Annotated in this window: 21 protein-coding genes; 15 read left to right on the top strand and 6 right to left on the bottom strand. The window is 43.4% G+C overall.

What is annotated here, in order from left to right; all coding sequences use genetic code 11:
• Nucleotide 1: 1 nt before the first annotated feature.
• Together ACXACS_RS01520 and ACXACS_RS01515 are read right to left on the bottom strand one after the other, a co-directional pair.
• Nucleotides 2-1,753, bottom strand: a complete 1,752-nt coding sequence (locus ACXACS_RS01520; RefSeq protein WP_474803227.1) for a DUF885 domain-containing protein — start codon at nucleotides 1,751-1,753, stop codon at nucleotides 2-4.
• 39 nt (nucleotides 1,754-1,792) lie between these two features.
• Nucleotides 1,793-2,128, bottom strand: a complete 336-nt coding sequence (locus tag ACXACS_RS01515) for a DUF1820 family protein (RefSeq protein WP_474803224.1) — start codon at nucleotides 2,126-2,128, stop codon at nucleotides 1,793-1,795.
• A 187-nt stretch (nucleotides 2,129-2,315) separates the two neighbouring features.
• On the opposite strand from ACXACS_RS01515, the gene ACXACS_RS01510 reads away from it, so the two are divergent.
• A complete protein-coding gene (locus ACXACS_RS01510; protein WP_474803221.1) occupies nucleotides 2,316-3,953 on the top strand; it encodes a M28 family metallopeptidase in 1,638 nt (545 codons plus the stop codon).
• Nucleotides 3,954-4,199: 246 nt separating this feature from the next.
• On the top strand, nucleotides 4,200-5,405 hold the full coding sequence (locus ACXACS_RS01505; protein WP_474803218.1) for a capsular polysaccharide export protein, LipB/KpsS family: 1,206 nt from the start codon (nucleotides 4,200-4,202) through the stop codon (nucleotides 5,403-5,405).
• A gap of 79 nt (nucleotides 5,406-5,484) precedes the next feature.
• On the opposite strand, the gene slmA is transcribed toward ACXACS_RS01505, so the two are convergent.
• Both slmA and coaBC read right to left on the bottom strand, forming a co-directional pair.
• A complete protein-coding gene (gene slmA, locus ACXACS_RS01500) occupies nucleotides 5,485-6,072 on the bottom strand; it encodes a nucleoid occlusion factor SlmA (protein WP_012516568.1) in 588 nt (195 codons plus the stop codon).
• A 115-nt stretch (nucleotides 6,073-6,187) separates the two neighbouring features.
• Nucleotides 6,188-7,417, bottom strand: coding sequence for a bifunctional phosphopantothenoylcysteine decarboxylase/phosphopantothenate--cysteine ligase CoaBC (coaBC, locus tag ACXACS_RS01495; RefSeq protein ID WP_474803215.1), 1,230 nt, complete (start codon nucleotides 7,415-7,417; stop codon nucleotides 6,188-6,190).
• Nucleotides 7,418-7,622: 205 nt separating this feature from the next.
• On the opposite strand from coaBC, the gene radC reads away from it, so the two are divergent.
• The 9 genes from radC to mutM all read left to right on the top strand — a co-directional run bounded on the left by radC (nucleotide 7,623) and on the right by mutM (nucleotide 14,766).
• Complete coding sequence (gene radC, locus ACXACS_RS01490) at nucleotides 7,623-8,300, top strand: RadC family protein (protein ID WP_474803212.1); 678 nt, start codon at nucleotides 7,623-7,625, stop codon at nucleotides 8,298-8,300.
• 92 nt (nucleotides 8,301-8,392) lie between these two features.
• Entirely contained in the window at nucleotides 8,393-8,740 is a 348-nt protein-coding gene (locus ACXACS_RS01485) for a hypothetical protein (RefSeq protein ID WP_474803209.1), read from the top strand.
• 94 nt (nucleotides 8,741-8,834) lie between these two features.
• Entirely contained in the window at nucleotides 8,835-9,524 is a 690-nt protein-coding gene (locus ACXACS_RS01480; RefSeq protein ID WP_474803207.1) for a YjbF family lipoprotein, read from the top strand.
• Nucleotides 9,524-10,273 carry a capsule biosynthesis GfcC family protein gene (locus ACXACS_RS01475; protein ID WP_474803205.1) on the top strand — a complete coding sequence of 250 codons (750 nt, stop codon included), beginning with the start codon at nucleotides 9,524-9,526 and terminating at the stop codon, nucleotides 10,271-10,273. The genes ACXACS_RS01480 and ACXACS_RS01475 overlap by 1 nt, the downstream gene beginning before the upstream one ends.
• Nucleotides 10,270-12,384 carry a YjbH domain-containing protein gene (locus ACXACS_RS01470; protein ID WP_474803203.1) on the top strand — a complete coding sequence of 705 codons (2,115 nt, stop codon included), beginning with the start codon at nucleotides 10,270-10,272 and terminating at the stop codon, nucleotides 12,382-12,384. Before ACXACS_RS01475 ends, ACXACS_RS01470 begins: the two co-directional genes overlap by 4 nt.
• A 330-nt stretch (nucleotides 12,385-12,714) precedes the next feature.
• The gene (gene rpmB, locus ACXACS_RS01465) at nucleotides 12,715-12,951 is read left to right on the top strand and encodes a 50S ribosomal protein L28 (RefSeq protein WP_012516576.1); all 237 of its coding nucleotides are present in this window, start codon (nucleotides 12,715-12,717) and stop codon (nucleotides 12,949-12,951) included.
• Between the two features lie 11 nt (nucleotides 12,952-12,962).
• Complete coding sequence (rpmG, locus tag ACXACS_RS01460; RefSeq protein ID WP_012516577.1) at nucleotides 12,963-13,118, top strand: 50S ribosomal protein L33; 156 nt, start codon at nucleotides 12,963-12,965, stop codon at nucleotides 13,116-13,118.
• A 373-nt stretch (nucleotides 13,119-13,491) separates the two neighbouring features.
• Nucleotides 13,492-13,956 carry a hypothetical protein gene (locus ACXACS_RS01455; protein ID WP_474803200.1) on the top strand — a complete coding sequence of 155 codons (465 nt, stop codon included), beginning with the start codon at nucleotides 13,492-13,494 and terminating at the stop codon, nucleotides 13,954-13,956.
• Nucleotides 13,957-14,766, top strand: a complete 810-nt coding sequence (gene mutM / locus ACXACS_RS01450) for a bifunctional DNA-formamidopyrimidine glycosylase/DNA-(apurinic or apyrimidinic site) lyase (RefSeq protein WP_474803198.1) — start codon at nucleotides 13,957-13,959, stop codon at nucleotides 14,764-14,766.
• Between the two features lie 100 nt (nucleotides 14,767-14,866).
• On the opposite strand, the gene coaD is transcribed toward mutM, so the two are convergent.
• Nucleotides 14,867-15,355, bottom strand: coding sequence for a pantetheine-phosphate adenylyltransferase (gene coaD, locus ACXACS_RS01445; protein ID WP_179981907.1), 489 nt, complete (start codon nucleotides 15,353-15,355; stop codon nucleotides 14,867-14,869).
• Between the two features lie 108 nt (nucleotides 15,356-15,463).
• A complete protein-coding gene (locus ACXACS_RS01440; protein ID WP_474803196.1) occupies nucleotides 15,464-16,189 on the bottom strand; it encodes a 3-deoxy-D-manno-octulosonic acid kinase in 726 nt (241 codons plus the stop codon).
• Between the two features lie 72 nt (nucleotides 16,190-16,261).
• Between ACXACS_RS01440 and ACXACS_RS01435 the strand changes: the two genes are divergently transcribed.
• The 4 genes from ACXACS_RS01435 (at nucleotide 16,262) to ACXACS_RS01420 (ending at nucleotide 21,475) form a co-directional block, all read left to right on the top strand.
• Complete coding sequence (locus ACXACS_RS01435; RefSeq protein ID WP_474803194.1) at nucleotides 16,262-17,287, top strand: glycosyltransferase family 9 protein; 1,026 nt, start codon at nucleotides 16,262-16,264, stop codon at nucleotides 17,285-17,287.
• 88 nt (nucleotides 17,288-17,375) lie between these two features.
• A complete protein-coding gene (locus tag ACXACS_RS01430) occupies nucleotides 17,376-17,849 on the top strand; it encodes a hypothetical protein (RefSeq protein WP_474803191.1) in 474 nt (157 codons plus the stop codon).
• Nucleotides 17,846-19,021 carry a hypothetical protein gene (locus tag ACXACS_RS01425; RefSeq protein WP_474803188.1) on the top strand — a complete coding sequence of 392 codons (1,176 nt, stop codon included), beginning with the start codon at nucleotides 17,846-17,848 and terminating at the stop codon, nucleotides 19,019-19,021. The genes ACXACS_RS01430 and ACXACS_RS01425 overlap by 4 nt, the downstream gene beginning before the upstream one ends.
• A 9-nt stretch (nucleotides 19,022-19,030) precedes the next feature.
• Nucleotides 19,031-21,475: a bifunctional diguanylate cyclase/phosphodiesterase gene (locus ACXACS_RS01420; RefSeq protein ID WP_474803185.1), complete on the top strand. Its 2,445-nt coding sequence runs from the start codon at nucleotides 19,031-19,033 to the stop codon at nucleotides 21,473-21,475.
• The last annotated feature ends 5 nt before the right edge of the window (nucleotides 21,476-21,480 follow it).

Raw genomic sequence — 21,480 nt, 5'->3', positions numbered from 1 at the left:
TTTATTGTGCCTTTTGTTCTTCTATAAAGGTGTTGATATTTTGTTCCAATATGAAAAGTGGAACTGAGCCATTTTCTAACACGGCGCGATGGAATTTGCGCACGTCAAAACGCTCACCTAAAGCAGTCTCTGCTTTTTCGCGAAGGCCTTTTATTTTGATTTCACCAATTTTGTATGACAGCGCTTGCGCTGGCCAAGAGATATAGCGGTCTATTTCAGTATTAACGTTGTGTTCTGAAAGCGCGGTGTTTTCCATCATGTAATCCACCGCTTGTTGACGGCTCCAGCCCATCGTGTGCATACCGGTATCAACAACCAAACGACACGCACGCCACATTTCGTAGCTTAAGCGACCGAAGTTGTCGTACGGCGTTTCATAAATACCTGCTTCAATACCTAAAAACTCAGAGTACAGACCCCAGCCTTCACCAAACGCTGAAATATAGGTGTTACGACGTACCATAGGTAAGTCTTCAAGCTCTGCTGCCAACGATATTTGAAGGTGGTGGCCAGGCACCGCTTCGTGTAATGTCAAAGCAGGCAGCGCATATAAAGGGCGCTTATCAAGGGCGTAAGTATTTACCCAGTAATATCCTGGCTGGTCATCGCGGCTAGGGTGGATGTAACGGCCCGTTGTATATTTAGGCGCAATAGCATCTGGTACAGGCGCTACACCGTATGGCGTTCTTGGCAGGTACTCAAAGAGCGAAGGAAGCTTTGCGTCCATTTTCTTTGCAATAAACGACGCCTCTTTTAGCAAATCTTCAGCGCTGGTGGCATAAAACTGAGGGTCTTCGCGTAAAAACGCAATGAAGTCGTTAATGTCGTCATCAAAGCTAAGTTCATCCACAATTTGCTGCATTTGCGCGCGAATGCGTTTTACTTCAGACAACCCTAAATCATGGATTTCCTGAGGGGTCATATCTGTTGTGGTGTAATGCTTGGCTCTATTAGCGTAATACGCCACACCATCAGGCCAGTTATTCGCGGCAATATCTTCACGGGCATTAGGAATGTATTCCTCTACCATGAAGTCGTAGAATATTTGATACGCAGGCAACACGCTGCTGTTTATGGCTGCTTTGCCTTGCTCTGCTAACGCTGCCTTTTGCTCGGCAGTAAAGTACTCTGGAAAGCGGGTAAACGGAGAATAAAAGCCACTGTCCACTGCATTTTCAACAATATACGACGCAACTGAGTCTTCAAACCCTTTCAGCACGACTTTGGGCTGCGTGTAGCCTTCTTTTAACGCCTGCTTCATATAAGTAATTTGCTGGTTAAAATAAGGCTTAAGTGCGTTTAAGCGGCTAATGTATGCCTGATAGTCTTCTACACGCTTAAACGTAGATAAGTTAGGAAGCGAGGCCATGGCACCGTGAAAGCCGTATTCTGAGTTGATGGGCACCAAGTGCGCGCGATAGGTATATTCATCCACATAGTTGGCTAAACGGTATTGCTGCATTAGCAAAGCAATATAAGCGTCAGTAGAGATAGAGTCTTTTTCGTACTGACTTAAGGCTTTTTGAAACACACGCCACTGTTCATTTTGTGCTTTAAGTGCTTCTGGTGAAATATCGGGTAGCACATGGGCCAAGGAACTATCGCCTTGGCGAGACGCTAAAAGCGGGGAAACCGAAAGCTCATACTGCCAAATGTCATCAAGTAGTTGATACAAGCTTTCATCGTCAAGGCTCTTTGCAGATGAACTAACGCTGCAAATAAGTAGTAATGCTGCTAACAGATAGCGATACATAAGGGTCTCCGGTAACCTTTACCGGATAGACTCCGGCGGCTACTCTTTCGTTGGTGTATATATTGGACTAGGGAAAGCCGTTACTTTATCAGATTTATTTTCTAATTTAGTAATTTTGGCTGTTCCTTTTTTATTTACGGCGTCAATGCGTAAAACGTTGTGCATAGGAATATAAGTTTTTTTTACTTCTGAAAATTCAGCTTTTAACCTTTCATGGCTAGGATCTACAACAACGCTCGTATGGGTATCCCATACAAAGTCACCTATCTCGATGAAGCCAAACAAAGCGCCCTGAGTAAGGGCTCTAACGTACAGTTCGTAACGTTCTCCATTGCTGATGAATTGAACGCGGTAAAGAATATCGTCTTTCGACATGGATGCTGCTCTTCACTAAAAATATAAATACTCCCGGAATCTACACCGGCGTTTAGCTAACAATTTTACCTTGCTCCTAAAATGCGAGCAACGGTAGGAAACACATGGTAAACGTATGCAGTTTAATGGTATTTCGCCTATTAACTGCGTTACCATGTCGCACACTTAGTTATACGGTGAAATTACAATGATAAAAAAACTACTAATAGGTAGTGCAATGACAGCAATGACCTTTGCTGCTACTGCTCACAACCACGCATCGACAGACAATGCTTTTAACCCTGATACACAGCGAATTAAATCACACCTGTTTTTCTTAGCAGATGACTTACTTGAAGGTCGTGATACTGGCTCTCGCGGTCATGAAATTGCGGCGCTTTATATTGCTACCGAATTTGCCAAATATGGTTTGAAGCCGGCAGGTACAGACGGTTACGTGCAAAACGTATCGTTTCGTAAAGCCAATCTGGTTCAAGAGTCTCCTAAGTTTACCTTCACCCAAAACGGCGAGACCATTGATTTTGATTATCCAAAAGAGTATTTAGCTAGCCCGAGTTTGCTCAGCACTGATGGCAATGTAAAAGGCGAAATGGTATTTGTCGGCTACGGTATTGTAGCTGACGAGCTATCTCACAACGATTACAAAGACCTAGATGTAGAAGGTAAGATTGTTGTGGCCCTTGCTGGTAAGCCAAGCGACTTTCCATCAGAGGAAGGCGCTCACTTTGCGTCTGGCTATCAAAAGCAAAAGTATGCGGTAGACAATGGTGCTATTGGCATGATCACTATTACTACGCCCAAAAATGAAAAAGTGCGTCCTTATCAAAGCCGCTTGAACTATATTCATACACCGCGTATGGCTTGGTTAGACGACAAAGGTCAGCCTGCAAATAGCTTTTCTCAACTGAAAGGTGGCGCTTATATGAGTGAAGGCGCTGCGCGTAAGTTATTTGAAGGTGCTGAAAAGAGCCTTGATGACGTTTATGCAGTTCTTGAAGCTGACAAAGTACCGCAAGGCTTTGCGCTTAACGGTGTGGTAGATATCAGCAAGAAGAGTGTGCACGACACCATTACAAGCCCGAATGTCGTGGGTGTACTTGAAGGTTCAGACCCAGAGCTTAAAAACGAGTACGTGGTTTTCTCTGCTCACTCTGATCACATTGGTTTTGCCAAAACAGTGAAGAAAGACAACATTAACAATGGTGCTATGGACAATGCGTCGGGCACATCAGTGATGTTAGAAACTGCACGCCTGTTTAGCGAAATGAAAGAAAAGCCAAAGCGCTCAATTCTGTTCGTGTCGGTAACCGGTGAAGAGAAAGGCCTGTTAGGTGCAGACTATTTCGCTCGTAACCCAACCGTACCTGTTACATCAATGGTGGCGAACGTAAACTTAGATATGCCAATTCTAACCTACGAGTTTGCAGACGTTATTGCCTTTGGTGCGAACCACAGCGATTTGCAAGAGTCAGTGGAAAAAGCTGCAGCTAATGCCGATATCGAGCTAAGCCCAGACCCATGGCCTGAGCAGGCGCTGTTTACTCGCTCAGATCACTATGCGTTTGTAAAACAAGGTGTACCTTCAGTATTTATGGTGCCGGGTCTTAAATCAAAAGATCCTAACGTAGACGGCAGCAAGGTATTTGGTAAGTTCTTATCTACGCACTACCATAAACCCAGCGATGATATTAACCAGCCTTTCAACTGGAATGCAGCGGAGACGTTTACTAAGGTCAACGCGCAAATTGGTTGGACACTAGCAAACCAAAAAGATAAGCCAAAATGGAACGATGGTGACTTCTTTGGTAATACGTTTAGTAAGTAAACCATATTTGTTCGACACTAAAAAGCAGCATTTTCTATGCTGCTTTTTTTGTGCCTGTGTATTGATAATTTCTCTCGCCTTTACATAACCTTTAATTAATAAGAAAGAAATTATGTCTACAATAATAGAGGCAGGGCAAAACTTTTAATATATGCTATGGAGTCTATGTTATTACTAATAACATGAGTTCCGATAAAAGCGCAGAACCGGAGAGTTCATCAAGTTAGAACGCAGGAGAGACTTACAGTGGTAAAGCAACAGAAAAAGTATACGCTAATTGCTAGAGGCAGTTCTCACATACGGTACTTTCAGAAATATGCTGAGCTAACTTCGCTAAATATTTCTGTAGCCAGTATTTCTAATAACTGGTTTCCGCCAATTAGCGCTCGACACTGGGCTCTTGCAAAAACTGTTGATATTGACGCTTTAGTTAACCCACATTTATTAAAAAAAGCGAAGAAACATAAAAAACTCTATAATTCTTTTATATGGCCATTTTATGAAAAAGTAAGCCGCTGGTTTACTAAATTAAATATTGCTAAAAGTTCAGCGCTTATCGAAAAAGAAGGAGCGGATGTAGTAGGCGTCTGGAACGGACAAAAGCAACCTAGTTCTTCTATTGCCGCTGCTGCAAAAGCTCTGAAGAAAGATGTCGTATATTTTGAAAATGGGCTATTCCCGAATTCGACAACATGTGATTGGTCAGGCGTTAACTGCGAAAACTCACTGCCTCTTAACAAAGATTTTTATAAACAGTTTTATGACAACAGAGCATTACCTTGTGAACTAGTGCCGCGTAAACCAGTGTGCGAAAAAGCATGCGGGGTAAAAGCAAGAGAATTACCAGAACGTTACATATTTGTGCCATTTCAAGTAGAAACTGATAGCCAAATTATTTCCAATTCACCTTGGATTCGAAGTATGGCGCAGTTTTATCAACATTTGCTCAATGTTATCGATAAAGTTGACGATCCTACGCTTCACATAGTTATCAAAGAGCATCCATCAGAATTAGTAAGGCATGACACCTTACACAACAAACACGAACGGATTTTGTTTGCTAATCATTGCGATACCCAAGAGTTAATAGAACGTTCATTAGCAGTGGTGACAGTGAACTCTACAGTAGGTGTTGAGTCACTATTGTTAGATAAGCCGGTAGTGGTTTTAGGTAAAGCGTGCTATGGCATTGAAGGCGTAACAAAGCTGGTTCGAAACGAAGCCGAATTGCTACAAGTAGTGAAGAATATTGAGTTTATTGAGGTTGATACTGAAGCAAAGTGCGGTTATTTAAACTTTATGTATAACCATTATATTATTCCGACAACGTGGAGTAATATTGATAGTCAACATGTAGAAGCACTGACAAAAAGGTTATTGAAACAAGATGCTTTTTCGAGTTTCATTGCAAATTCTGTGAATTGTGAGTCTGTGACAACTACAATGACATAGTCTGAATATAAATTTTTCTAGCATGAAATAAGAAAAAGGCGCTCACATGCGCCTTCCATATGAATAGTTCTTGTTTTACTTACACAAACATTTGTTTAAACGCGGCCCATTGTTCATTGAATTGCTCGGTAGGCTTACGGGTAAAGCCGCTGCGAATAAAGCCGTTGATACGTCCATCGGTATAGCAAATCATCATATTGGCGATGATCGCTTCATCGGCGGAAAGGGTTTTCCCTTCACGCAGCTTGCGCTCTCTTAGCACTTGTTTAAGCTGGGTTTCTAAACGTTCAAAAAGCTTGGCTATACGCGCACGTAGTCGGTCTTGCTCACCCATTAACGCATCGCCGTTTAAAATACGGGTAATGCCTGGGTTCTTCTCGGCAAAGCCTAAAATAAGGTGAAGAATTAGCTGACAGCGCGTGAGCGAGTCTTTTTCTTCATTAACTATTTTGTTGATACGCGTAAAAAGCGTTTCTTCAATAAATTCAATAAGCCCTTCAAACATTCGCGCTTTACTGGGAAAATGACGATACAGTGCCGCTTCAGACACCCCGACTTTTTCCGCTAACTTAGCAGTAGTGATACGTTGACCTGGGCTGGTTTCTAACATTCCAGCAAGTGCTTGCAGAATTTGGGCTCTGCGATTTGTTTTTTTGACAGCAGGCATGACGAAAGTGGTTCCTCCGCTACCGAGTTATAGCAACCCGGGCTCCATGTTAAGTTGGCTTACGCCAAAGCGTTTATATTTATCGTTTTTATTATCGACACTTAATAAGTATCTGTTAGTTTTTATTGTTGAAAGCAAAACGTTCTGCAATAAGCGCTAGCAGCTGCTCGGCTAACGCATTTTTGCTGGTGGCAGGCAATTGCTTATCACCGTCTTGCCATATTACATGCAGCGCGTTTTTATCGCTATTAAACCCCAGACCTTCAGCCGTTATATCATTTGCCGCAATCATATCTAGCTTCTTTTTAGTAAGCTTACCGCGGGCATAATCTTCCACATTTTGGCTTTCAGCTGCGAAGCCTACGCAAAATGGGCGGTCTTGTCTGTTAGATACAGTTGCTAGAATATCAGGGTTTTTAACAAAAGTAAGTGTTAACTCATCACCTGTTTTCTTTATTTTATTGTCCGCCACTGAGCATGCCTTATAGTCGGCAACCGCTGCAGTGCTAATAAAAATATCTGTTGAAGGCACAAGTTCTTCGCAGGCCTTAAGCATTTCATCTGCGGTGGTGACATCGATACGGTTACAAAGGGTAGGCGTAGAAAGCGTTACTGGCCCTGCAACTAGCGTTACGTTCGCGCCCGCTTGAGCCGCCGCTTGCGCAATAGCAAACCCCATCTTTCCAGAGCTGTGATTAGAGATATAGCGTACCGGGTCTAACGGCTCTCTGGTTGGCCCTGCGGTAATCGTGATATGTTTTCCCGCTAGGTTTGTTAATGCTAATGCCAACTCTGAAGTCTTATCTTCATTTTCATTTAATACATTGGCGATATCTACAGGTTCAACCATGCGGCCTGAGCCTACATCACCACAAGCTTGCTCACCACTTGCTGGGCCAATAAAAGTTACACCGTCTTCTTGAAGTGTAGCAATATTGCGCTGTGTCGCCGACGCTTTCCACATTTGCTGGTTCATTGCTGGGGCAACAAAAAGCGTAGCGGTTGTGGCCAAATAAAGCGTGGTTAGTAAATCGTCTGCCATGCCATGAGCAAGTTTAGCGATAGTGTTTGCTGTGGCTGGCGCAATAAGTAGGATGTCGGCCCATTTTGCTAATTCAATATGTCCCATCGCGGCTTCAGCAGCTGGGTCTAGAAGGTGCTGATGCACCGGATTTCCTGACACAGCTTGAAGCGATAAAGTGCTCACAAACTCTGCGGCAGAGTCGGTGACAACAACACGTACGTTTGCACCGAATGCGGTGAGCTTTCGCACTAAATCTGGGGCTTTATAAGCGGCAATACCACCCGTCACGCCCAGCAAAATGTTTTTATTAGCAATAGACATAAAAGAACACGAAATCTAAATATTAATATTAGCCTACCATGGTGACAAAAAATCGGATAGCTGAACAAAAGTCGATCTTGGCGTTTAGATACTGTTTGTCTTTTATCTGTTCAACTTCAAAAGAAGAAACCCGCCTTTTATACAGTCGTTAATCTCTTTCAATTCAACTATAACCACTGTTTTATTGAGTTAACGGACCAAGTACATGTCGATAAAAGTATGGCCGATAAGTGAAAGGCCAAGAGAAAAGCTACTACAGCAAGGTGCAGAAAGCTTAAGTGATGCTGAGTTGCTCGCTGTGTTGCTGGGCAAGGGGGTTAAAGGAAAGAGCGCCTTATCTGTAGCGCATGAATTGTTAAACGAACTCGGATGTTTGCGAGGAGTGGTAACCGCAACGAAAGAGAGCTATTCAAAAGTGTCAGGTATTGGGCCGTGTAAGTATGCCCAGTTCCAAGCAGGGTTTGAAATCTTTAAGCGCAATTTAGAAATAAAACTTAAACGCCAAGATGTATTTAACAACGTAGATGACACTAAGCGTTACTTACAGGCCAAATTAAGAGACTGCGAAAGGGAAAAATTTGCGCTTTTGATGCTTGATAGCCAACATCAACTTATCGCCTTTCGTACCATGTTTAACGGAACGATCAATAGCGCTGCAGTGTATCCGCGAGAATTGATCAAGCAGGTTATGATCGACAATGCGGCGGCGATCATTTTGGTCCATAATCACCCTTCAGGCGTAGCAGAACCAAGTCATGCAGACATTCGGCTAACAGCCGAGATCAAAAATGCCATGGCATCGATCGACGTGCCTGTACTTGATCATTTTGTGGTTGGAGATAAAGAAACCATTTCATTTGCGCAGCGTGGCTTGCTAACATAAGATTCCTAAGTCATTCGTCGATTATAATCTAGTCAAATGGTTGAAAATGATTTAGCATAGGACCTAGTGGGTAATTTTTTTAAAGGACTGTTATGAAGAAGTCAATTATTGCATTGTTTGCAGCTGCTACTATGGTAGCTGGTGTTAACGCACAAGATAACGAAGGTGGAACTTCAGGTATCGGTGGCGTAAGTGGTGGCATGATCGCTACTGGTGTTGTTGCTGCTGGTATCATTGCTGGTGTTGCAAACAACAACTCTGCAGACGCGCCAGGAAATGGTGGCACTACTCCAACTGACCCAACTTGTGAAGGTGACGATCCACTAGTAGACGGCGTATGTGTTGGTACAACTAACACTGTTACCGTAACTACTTCTGGTACTGTAACTCAAACAATTACTGTGCCTGTTACATTTACTTACGCGCCGACCGTACAGTAAATTTAAGAGTATTCGAAAAAGCCGCTTTTTTTAGCGGCTTTTTTTATTTTTACAGCAAAATTTAATTGTCCTTAGTTTTTGTCGGCGTACCTTAATGAAACTACACATTCTATCAGCCATTATTGGCTTTCTTTGCCTGTCTCTATCGGGTTGTTCTACAACAACCGTTGCCTATTACAATACACTAAAACTAGCTTTAAAAGACCGCACAGTGACTTACACCGTCGATGAAATTGCGGCGAGTAAATCAGATATTATGCAAATTAAAGCAGGGGAGCGGGATACTGCGTCTCTTGCGTTAGCCTATATTGATGGCGATAAATATAAGTGGGTATCAGGTGATAAAGTTATTTTCACCATGCATCACGGCATAATTGTAAAAACTGAAGGTTTAGATAACGACCTCTTTTATACAGGAAATTTGCAGCATAATCCGTTAGCCACCAACGATGTTTTGCCTTTTAGCTGGAAGCGTAAAGTGGACATCGACGCAATTGGCTATGGTGTTCCAGTAGACTCTTCATGGCGAATTGTGGGCGAGGAAACCCACGAATACCTAGGCTTTACTGTGCCCCTTATTAAAGTCGTAGAAACCGTAGACTTTTCAGAATATACCCCGTTTATCGACGTGGGTCTGTCGTGGGAAAATACCTACTTCTTGCACAAACATACGAAAGAACTGATGGCCACAAAGCAACAGTTCAGCCCTAAGGGAGACGTGTACGACATGGTTTATCTAAGCCGTGTAGTCCGTGAGATGAACAAACAAGGAGTAACGCAATAATGAAGTTTATTTCTACGCTTTTTATTGCCTTGGGTCTTATTACATCTACTAGTTTATATGCCAATGACGGTCTTGTAAGCGTTATGGTGAACAAGCAAACTTATCAGTTCGACCGACCAATCAGGTTATCAAGTGTGTTGTCTATAGTGGCTGATAATGGCGATTGGTATTGGCCTACAGCTTCTGCATTTGATTTAACCAACCCAACAGCTGAAAGAGAAAAAGAGATTGCGCTGTCGCAAATAAGGGAACTGCTGGCTAGCTTTGATAAAGACTCAGACACTCACAAAGCGCTACGAAACCTCTTTGATCAAGTATCTTCATGGACGGTGTCTACACGTATCGATATGCCTATTTCTTACAATCGAGCTAGGTTGTTCTTCGAAGACAACCCTATGTTCCAGCCGGGTAAATATTGGATCCGTTTGAATGGGCGCCCTAACGTAGTGCATTTCTCGGGCGCGGTAATAAAGCCAGGCGCTTATCAACATCAAAGCGATACCTCAATTTACACGGCGGCTCATACGGTTAAAAAGGCGGTAGACGCCGACAGAAGCGTTGTTTACGTTATTGATCCCATGGGCAATATAGAAGAGAAGGGTATTGCTTACTGGAATTTAGATTTTGCTCAGCTTATGCCGGGTAGCCAGGTTTACGTGCCTATTTCTTCAGAGCTTTTCAGCAATAAACTTAAGCAATTAAATGAGCGGGTTGCCGCGTTAGCTGTACATAGGGTCTTACCTCAATGAGTGCGCCAATATTTCAGAAAAAAGTATCTAAGAAAAAAACACTCGCGCTGGTAATTGGCAGCGCATTGTCTTCTGCCACGCTTGCCGATACTCAACTTCGCGTTACGCCTTCTCAAATGGTGCAAGGCGGTAATGGCCTAATCCAAACGCCAACCGCGCGTATGCGAGACGAAGGCGGAATGGCCATCAACTACACCGATAACGGCGAATATCGTTTTTGGTCAGTTAATATCCAGCTTTATGATTGGATGGAAGCGACCGCTCGCTATACCGACGTACGTACACGTTTATATAGCCAAGTTGAATCATTCAGTGGCGACCAAACCTTAAAAGATAAGGGCCTAGACGTTAAATTCAGGCTATGGAAAGAAAGTTATTACCTACCAGATATTAGCGTTGGTTTTAGAGACTTCGGTGGCACAGGCTTCTTTGAAAGCGAATACGTAAACGCCAGTAAATCGGTGGGGCCGTTTGATTTCCATTTAGGCTTAGGCTGGGGATATTTAGGAACAGCTGACGATATCACTAACCCATTTTGTGAGGTTAGAGACAGCTTTTGTGAACGCCCTGGCGGGTTCTCAGGCCGTGGTGGTAAGGTCGATTACGATCAATTTTTTAAAGGTACTACTGCCTTCTTTGGTGGCGTAGAGTACCAAACGCCGTGGGAACCTTTAACGCTAAAGCTAGAGTTTGAAGGGAACGATTACTCACGTGACAGAGCCGGTCAGTTAGAGCAAGATTCTCGCTGGAATGTAGGCGCGGTATATCGCTACAAAGACTTTGATTTCTCGTTAAATTACCAACGTGGAAATACCATTGGTTTTGGCGTGACATATCGCTTCAACATGAACACAGCATCACAGATCAAATTTGACGATGCGCCGCGAAACTTAATGGGAAGAAATGCGCCATCCAATATTAAAGATGTAAATAAATCACGTCTTTATAACGATCTTTATAACTCAGGTGGTTTCCTCTTATCCGATGCTGAAATTAAAGAAGATAGCGCGACCTTCTACGGAACGCAGGTCAAATACCGCGACCAAGATGAAGCTATCGAGCGGGTAGGTCGTGTTGCGGCTTCAGAGCTTCCAGATAGCGTTAAAACCTATCATATGGTAGATAATCGCGGTGGCCTTCCACTGGTCGATACTCAAATAGACGCCGAAGCCTTTATCTCAGCAGCGCGATACGAATCGGTCGATGCCGATATAACGGAAACTTACGTGAGAACATCGCCTTCTGAAGAAATAAAAGAAGCATACCACCCTGAAAATACCTCTGGTTTCTTCTACAGTGCTGACTTCTTTTTCACCCAGTCATTTGGTAACCCAGAAGACTTCTACCTTTATCAAACTGGGCTATTACTCAACGGTGGCTATGCGTTTAATGAAAACTTCTCGGTGGTGAGTAGTGCACGAGTGACGCTTCTTGATAACTTCGACAAGTTTAATTACCTCGTAGATGGTGAAGACGTGTCTTTACCTCGCGTGCGTACCCGGGTACGTGAATATGTGTCTGAAAATGATGTATGGTTAGATACCGCGTTTTTACATTACAAAGACGATATCGCTGACGACCTTTATGCTCAAGCATACGCAGGTTATCTTGAAACCATGTTTGCTGGTGTAGGTGGTGAAATTCTTTATCGCCCTGTCGATAGTAATGTCGCCTACGGCATCGATATCAACTACGTTAAGCAGCGTGATCCTTTCAGCCAAACAGGCTTAGAGGATTACGATACGATAACCGGCCATGCAAGTGTCTATTGGCAGCCTGAATTCCTAGATGATACGCAAATTACGGTTAGTGCAGGTCAATTCTTAGCGAAAGATAAAGGTGTAAATATTGATTACGCCAAACGCTTTGATAGCGGCATTACAGTAGGTGCTTACGCTGCCTTCACTGATGTATCGTCAGAAGAATATGGAGAGGGCAGTTTTACTAAAGGCTTCTATATTTCCATTCCTACCGATTTGTTCTTGCTAGAGCCGTCGAAAGGGCGAGGATTATTCCCTTGGGTACCAATCTCTCGTGACGGTGGGCAAATGTTACGCCGACCTTCAAGATTGATAGATTTAACTGAAGTTAGGTCGCCTTTTTTTGACTAAATAGAAAAACGCCACGTGAATGTGGCGTTTTTTTTGCCCGTAGATATTTTAATTCAGCTAAGAAATTAAAGTGTAGATTAGGTATTTATTCGTAGCGTAACTGCGAAGAGAAAAGTACAATACAGGCCGTGAAAAATGAGTGCTGGTGGTATTTTGTGCAAAAATAGTACGTAAAAGTAACCTTTTTGTACTTTCTTATTGAAATGATCCTGCCTTTGCTGTATAAAATGCGCCCTCTAATTTATAGTAATACGTCATTTGACCCAACCACTGTTTGAGCGCTTGGGATTAACTGACGCGACAGTTATCGTTGTTCTGGAGACAAATACAATGTCAAGAGTATGCCAAGTAACAGGTAAGCGTCCAACGGTTGGTAATAACCGTTCACACGCACGAAATGCGACTCGTCGTCGCTTTTTACCAAACCTTCAAACACACCGTTTTTGGGTTGAGAGCGAAAGCCGTTTTGTAAAACTACGTTTGTCTGCTAAAGGCATGCGTATCATCGATAAGAAAGGTATCGATTCAGTACTAACTGACATCCGTGCCCGTGGTGAGAAAATCTAAGGAAGCCGACAATGCGTGATAAAATTAAACTAGTTTCTTCAGCAGGTACAGGTTTCTTCTACACCACTGATAAAAACAAGCGTAACATGCCTGGCAAAATGGAGATCAAAAAGTATGATCCCGTTGTGCGTAAGCACGTTATGTTCAAAGAGGCCAAAATCAAGTAATTAGCTTGCTTTTGTCTCCACGAAAACCCAGCCTTTGCTGGGTTTTTTGCTTTAATATCCTTTGCAATTGCTCGTATAACTCTCAGATCTCAGCGAGATCGCAACGTAGCGCACAAATGATCCCAAATAATTCATAGGCCAATAATGGCCTTGTCTATATCAGATCAGACGTTGCCATCAGCCTGAAAAAAGTTTGCTTCTAAAAGTTCAAGACACATAAAGCTAGGCACCAAACGCTAAGCAGCACTATGGTTTATGTAAACAAACGCCCATACATTTTCAAAGCCATCTAAAAATATTGAGTTAGCTTATAAGAGAGTGAGGTATTACTATATTCCGGTATTTATAGTCGACCACTTTACAGGAACAAGGCGTGGCAAGAATTTCTCAGCGGGCAATGAACAATGTGGTTATCGTTGCGATGCTCATTATGATTGCACTGTTTAACTTAGACAGTTTGCTACCGAAGAAAAATACGATACAAACACTTAGTTTGTTACCTGAAGATGCTTACGTGCTAAAGATAGAGCATGATAACAATAGCCTGGAACGTGTCGGGCAACAATGGCGTCAAAAAGGTCTTAACACCAGCCTCGCTGTAAAGCCTGATGAGCAGTTTTCACATTGGCAACGGGCAATGTTGAATCCAGCGACTGAAGTGCCTGAATCGGTTTTGAATACACAGCCGCTTATTGTAGTGGTGTGGCTGGCGGGTAATAGCGACGGCAAGGTTTACGCTATTTATCCTAATACATCACCGGTAGTGATCAAATTCGAAAATAACTGGTACACATTAACCAATACCGACCTTGATAAATTATTACCTTGGACACTATAAATGCCTGAATTACCAGAAGTTGAAGTAAGCCGTTTGGGCGTATCACCTCATCTAATCGGCAATACCATTACTCAAGTAGTGGTAAGAGAACGTAGAATGCGCTGGCCCATACCAGAGGAAGTCTCACTGGTTGAAGGACAAAAGGTAATAGCGGTAAAGCGTAGGGCGAAATATCTGCTAATTGAAACTGCCACAGGTACACTGGTTTTACATCTAGGTATGTCAGGTAAACTGCGGGTTATTGACGCAAGTACACCCGTTGTGAAACACGACCACGTGGATATTGTTTTAAATACTGGTAAGTGTTTGCGTTTAAACGACCCTAGACGCTTTGGGGCGGTTTTATTTCAGGCGCCCAATACACAACAATCAATGTTCGACAACTTGGGCCCTGAACCTCTTACAGACGACTTTGACGATAAACGTTTATTCAGCTTATCGCGCAACCGCAAAGGTCCGGTAAAGAACTTCATAATGGATAACGCTATCGTTGTCGGTGTAGGCAATATCTATGCAAACGAAGCCTTGTTTCTAGCGGGCATCGACCCGAGAAGAGCCGCGGGTAATATTAGTGCCGCTCGTTACAAGTCACTTACTGCAACAATAAAACAAGTGCTCGCTAAAGCTATCGAGCAGGGCGGCACTACGCTCAAAGACTTTGCACAAACAGATGGTAAGCCAGGCTACTTTGCACAGCATTTAAATGTGTATGGAAGAAAAGGTGAGCCTTGCGAAGTGTGTGGTAAAGCCATTGAAAGCAAGGTAATAGGACAGCGAAACACCTTTTTCTGTACTCGCTGCCAGCGCTAATAGCTAAAAAAGAGTCATAGATAGAAAGGTTTACAGCTAGAAAGATAGCTTAAAGCTGCTCAATAGTGTAAAGCAGCTCTACAGTAAAACGCCGGTTTACCTAGCTCTTTTTACCTAGCCTGTCTCTTAATGCTTGCTCTACTACGGGGTGGCAAAAACCACTTACGGCCCCGCGATGCAAGGCAACTTCTTTCACTAGAGTAGAAGAAATAAATGAGTTTTCTTCAGCTGGAGTTAGAAATACGCTTTCAAGCTTCGGGTTTAGGCGTCGATTCATATTGGCCAGCTGGAATTCGTATTCGAAATCAGATACCGCGCGTAAACCACGGATCAAAATCGTCGCGTTTTGTTCATCCGCAAAGTCCGCTAGTAAACCAGTAAACCCTACTACTTCAACATTAGGCAGATCGGCGGTAACTTTCTTTATCATTTCTACCCGTTCCTCTAATGTAAAAAGCGGCTTTTTACTGGGATTAGAAGCAATGGCCACGATAACGTGAGAGAATAGCTGAGATGCTCGCTCAATAAGGTCTGCATGACCGTTTGTAATTGGGTCGAAAGTACCTGGGTAAAGTGCTCTAGTGTGCATAAACTGAATCTTATTGTCGTATAGGGTTTATAGGTTCAACGGGGCTACTGTACCACATTAACGAGTAATGCTAAGTACTGCTGCAATTATGTTTATTATTTGCGGTTTTTAACGCTTCACCAATTCGTTATAGCCATCTAAGCATGCCGTCCAATCGTCTTCTTTCCAGTGAAATATCGGGTTTTTGGCTTGCTCTTTATGTAGAGAGCGCAATAGACGATCTAGGTTACTTTGTTTCCAGCTATCCCCTTTACGTTTCGAGCAGCGGTCAAAGTCGATTAGCCAAATTTGCTTATCGCTATCAATCATAATATTTCGAACATTCGCATCGTGATGATAAACCTGGCAATTGTGCATTCGAGCCAACGCTCGCCCCACTTCTTGCCACTCGTTTTTTGATAGTGGCTGCTGGCACAAAACGTGGTGCAGGTCTTGGCTATTAGGAATGTTAAGGGTGATAATATCGCCCCGATAAATTAACCCTCTGCGGTGGATACGAGCAGCGACAGGAATAGGTACCAAAAGACCTTCACCTCGCATGTATTCGAGCAATGCGAATTCTTCGAAAGGTCTAGAACGTTCAATGCCATTAAAAAAGTATTGGTCACTGAGTACCTTGCCTACCAGTCCGCCACGCATAAAGTGCCGTAAAACCCAGTGTTGACCTTCATGCTCAATGAAGATAGTAGTACCACGCCCCTTGGCTTGACCTGTTATCTTGTTTTGTAGCTGCCAAAACTCAGGGCTAAACATTTCTGTATTAGGCTGACTGACTAAGGTATTGTCGAAAATAAAGTGGTGCCCAGCACCTATGTCTCGTCGCATTGTCGCCATGTTGCCCACAACTTATGGTAAATTTCATATTCTAATGATTTATTTTGGTTTTTCAGCAACGAGAGAGCTTCTGTGGGAAAAAAGATTTGTTTAATGCGCTTATCGGCCATTGGGGATGTGTGTCATGCCGTTGCTATGGTTACTCGAATTCAATCACAGTGGAACGATGCTGAAATTACGTGGGTAATAGGGAAAGTGGAGTATCAGCTTGTGAAGCTGATGCCAAACGTACGGTTCATTATTTTTGATAAATCAAAAGGGAAAGCTGCAGTAGAGTCGCTAAAAGCGGAAGTGGCCGGTGAAACCTTTGATGCTTTATTAATGATGCAGGTGGCATTACGGGCAAACTTAGCTTCGCGAGCGATTAAAGCAAAACAGCGCATAGGTTTTGACTGGGCGCGAAGTAAGGAGCTGCACTGGTTGTTTGCCAATAAAAGGGTGGCTGCCACAAAGCACGCTCATGTGCTTAAAGGTTTTATGGATTTTGCCGATGCATTGGGCGTACCTGAGCCAAAAGCTGTTTCTTGGAGTATTCCTGTTGCATCAGAAGATGAAAAGTGGGGAGAAGAACAAGCTAAAACCTTGGGTAAATATGTCGTTATTTCACCAGCGGCAAGTAAGGCTGAAAGAAATTGGTTGCCGCAACGATACGCAAGTATTGCTGACTATATCCAAGAGGCCGGTGTCACCGTGATATTATGCGGAGGTCCAGGAGATTTAGACCGCAAAACTGCTGATGCAATTAAAGCGAGTGTGAAATATCCGCTTAAAGACTTTACTGGGCAAACAACATTGCATCAGCTGCTTATGTTACTAAAGCATGCTCACCTAGTTATTGCACCAGATACTGGGCCTGCTCACATGGCAACTACCGTGGGCACGCCTGTTATTGGGCTATACGCTCATTCTAATCCACGTAGAACAGGGCCTTACAACAATCTTGAAAGGTTGGTGTCGGTTTATGATGAATGCATAGAAGAGCAAAAAGGGAAACCTTGGAGCGCCTTACCGTGGGGAACGCGAGCCAAAGGGAGCCAGTTAATGGAAAAAATTACCGTAGACATGGTTAAACAAAAAGTTGCGCCGTTCCTCGTTTAATTTTTTTTATCGTAAGGTAAAACTACCAACTATTATCTACACTTAGCGTTGTGCTGTGTACTTCTGTTGAACAGGGAGTCGTTACTTAATGAAAAAGCCCGCTTTGCGATGGCTGTCCGAGATTCATTCTTTTGCTGCATTTAGAAAAGTACTGCTAACACTAGCAGTGCTATTCATGTGCTTGCCTAAAGTAAATGCATCGGAACTTAACGTCATGGTGAACGAAAGTGTAATGGTTGAAGAACTTAGTCGCTCCGAACTTCGTCAGATCTTTACAGGGCAGCGCCAGTATTGGGAAAATGGCACTAAAATTACCGTTTTCGTACTGCAAGACAGCGACGAGCTACACCGTCAATTTTGCCGCGATATTCTTCAAATGTTCCCTTATCAGCTGTCTCGTCTTTGGGATCAAATTACCTATTCTGGCCAAGGTATCACCCCTATCAGAGTAACCTCTTATCAAGCGCTAGTGGATGCATTGGAAAACACGGTAGGTTCTATCGGTTATGTTGAGCGGACCGATATCGTCAAGCTGAGACGCGTTGAGGTAGATTTAAAATGAAAATATACATCGCTTTAGTGCTTGGGCTATTTAGCTCGGATGTCATTAGCGCACAATCAGACTTTACATGGCATGGTTATGTTTCACAGGGCTTAACCCAGTCGAAAGACAGTAGCTTTATAACTGATGACAATAACGTGACGGGTGAACTCACCGAAATCGGTTTAAACGGTTATTATCAGCTTGCTGAAAATATATCCATTGCAGGTCAAATAAACTATCTAGAGGGTGGGAATCGCTTCGAGCAAGGTGCTCGCCTCGATTATTTATTTGTTGACTGGAAATTACCTGACTTACCTGGCGGGTGGCAGGGCCAAATTCACGCAGGACGCTTTAAAAACATCCACTGGCTTTATTCATCAACCAGAGATGTCCCTCAAACGCGATATACGTCAGTACTGCCTCAGTCGGTATATTTTGACGGATTCCGCGATGTTGCTTTGGGCAGTAACGGAATACTAACCAGTTTCTCTCGCTATGGTAAAGAATTTACGTGGGAGCTTAACTGGAGCTATGGCCGCTCGAACATTAATGACTCTCAGCGCGATTTTCTCTTAGGCGATGCAGCTGAGGGCAAAATCAAACAAGATTTCGTGCATCAAGCTAGCGTATTTTTGCAGCCCTCATCAATGACGTGGAAGGTAGGCGCGAGTTGGCTTAATTCCGACTTCAGGTACACACCATCACAAGACGATAACCGTTTGTCTGGTGGAGCTAATGTTGAGCGCTTTATGCTGTCCGCCCAATATTTTGCTGAGAAGTGGGAAGTCACTGCAGAGATACTTCGTGAAAAACAAGACAGCCAAGGGTTATTTTCCCCTGACTTTGCCGAAAAACGCACCGGTGAAGGTGGTTTCGTTCAATTTAGATATTTGTTTAACAACGAAATCAGCGGTCTTATTGGCTACGATACTTATATCAACGATACCTCCGACAGTGACGGTAAAAAACTAGAGGCAAGTACTGGAGGGCTTATCCCTGCTTACTTTGGCTACCAAGATACTTATACGGTGGGGTTACGCTGGGATATCGCGCCCAAATGGCGATTACAGGGCGAATATCACTGGGTTGAAGGTGCAACGCGTGTAGTCAGCTTATTAAACCGTGATGTGGCATCCCACGCCGATAAGCATTGGGAAATGTGGTCAATACAATTGATGTATTGGTTTTAAGGGTAAAAGATGAAGGTTCAGGTATCTTTTACCACGAAAACCATCGCTATTTTACTGGCAATGGTTTTAACCGTTACTATCGTTATATCCACCGTGCTAATTCAAGAGTCTGAAGCACAGGTTGTGATGCAGCAGCGGGAAAGCCAAATTAGCAACCAGCGTAGGGTTCAGCTATTCGAAGACATACTCCATAGCCGTATGATCACCCTCATTGATATCATAAGCCGTAAAAATGGCGCGTATTCTAATAACCTTGATAATTTACATAATACGCTAGATGACCTAAGCGAATACCTAACGCTCAATTTTCAGGTAGAAACCCTTTACTTATTCGATGAAAACGGCGTTGTTGGAAAGCCTACTTACCCCGTTAACAGCACCATCAAGCGGCTTGTAGATTCTACCCGGGCCTCATTTGAAAGTCGTTCGTTACTGGTTTGCGAGAGCGTATGCACGCACTACATTTCTATACCTATAATGGCATCAAGCGAAAAAGTGCCGGTTATTGTCGTGTCGACTTCCATGCGAGAGTTACTGTATTTATTTAGCCGCGCCACCGATGTATATAAAGTCGCGGTTGTTCAGGTAGATGAATCACAGGTTGGAAAACTTGCGTTAAAGGTAGCAAGTCAGGTTTCCGCTGCGAACAAACAATTTTTAAATTCGCTTATTAAGGCATTGCCTGAAAACTGGCGTGTTGACGACCTCGTAATAAAAGGGGTAAACGTAGAGTTAGAAAACCAGCAGCTTCTGGTTAGCCTTTTGCCTTTTGACCATGCGGCAGGCGATCATCCTTATTTGCTTATCGTTCAAGATGTCTCAGCAATGATACGTCAGAACGAGCAATATCAGTACGTGGTTATTTCAAGCGCTATCGCATTATTTCTTCTTTTTTCTTCGTTGCTCTATCTTTTCTTAAATCAATATCGCACACGGCTTTTAGACATAAGCGAGCGTCTGCCGATGTTGGCTGAGCATAAGTTTAGCGAATTCTATACGGTCGCAGCTAAGCGTCGAAAGCAGCCGGTATTTAAGCTAACCGACGAACTCGACGTAGTTGAGGAAGCGGCGAACGATTTAGCGCGCCAGCTAGAAAGCTTTGACGGACAAATGGCAATTAACACCGCTAAGTTAGAAAAAATGGCCATGTTCGACGTGCTGACAGGCCTACCCAACCGCAACATGTTGACCTTTCAAATTGAAAAACAACTGGCCAGCTCAATTCGAGATGACAGGCTAGTAGCGCTCATGTTTATGGATTTAGATGACTTTAAAAAAGTTAACGATAGCCATGGGCACGATGTCGGCGACAAGCTGCTTAAAGCTGCGGCAATGAGAATTTCCCGTCCTATTCGGGAGTCTGATATTGCATCGCGGTTTGGGGGCGATGAGTTTGTTATCTTACTGTCGAATATAGAGAGCAAAAAACATGTCGACACGGTCGCGCAAAAAATTATCGACGAGTTTCAAGAGCCCATTATTGTTGATGGCGTTACTTTTTATGTTTCAATCAGCATTGGCATTGCCATTACTAATCATTCCCGCGCTACGCCGGTAGAGCTGCTGCGCCATGCCGATATAGCGATGTACGAAGCTAAGGCGAAAAAAGGTGCTGAGTTTAGGGTATATGACGCCACTATGAACCTTAAGGTAATGCAAAAGGTTGAATTGGAGTCTGAAGCCCGCGAAGCGCTAAGAGGCAATCAGTTTAGCCTTGCCTTGCAACCCCAAATAGACATGCACAGCGGTAAGCTCATGGGCTTTGAAGCACTGTTACGCTGGTATCATCCTAAAAAAGGGCATATATCGCCAGGCGACTTTATTCCTCTACTAGAAAACACGTCATTTATGCTCGAGCTAGATTACTGGGTGATTACGCGTTCCACTCACTTAGTTAACGAGCTCAAAACCAGCGGCTACCCAGACATCAAAGTGGCAATTAACTTATCGGCCGGGCAGTTCCTCGACCCCAGTTTGCCAGAGTTTTTACAGCACCAAATTATTAAAAACGATATCGCTCCCGATCAAGTTTGCTTAGAGCTAACTGAAACCGTGTTGGTCTCTGATATCAAACGGGCTACGGGGATAATGCAAACTATACGTGACATGGGGTGCATGTTAGCGATTGATGACTTTGGAACCGGCTATTCATCTTTAAGTTACTTAAAATCATTACCAGCCGACTTTATAAAAATAGATCGCTCTTTCGTTGCCAACATCGCCAGTAGTGCAGATGACAGAAACATCGTGTATTCCACCATATCCATGGTGCGTAACATGGGCATGCAGGTGGTAGCTGAAGGCATTGAAACCAATGAGCAATACGAGTTGCTTTGCCATTTCGACTGCCATCAGGGCCAGGGCTATCTTATTAGCCGTCCTATACCTGAAGTAAACCTTTGGGACACATTAAGGGACAAAGTAGAAAACGGTTTTTGGAAAGACTTTGCCTAGGGCCT

Source organism: Alteromonas sp. AWM4_230, from assembly GCF_056158305.1.
This window is presented reverse-complemented; position numbering and strand designations above follow the sequence as displayed.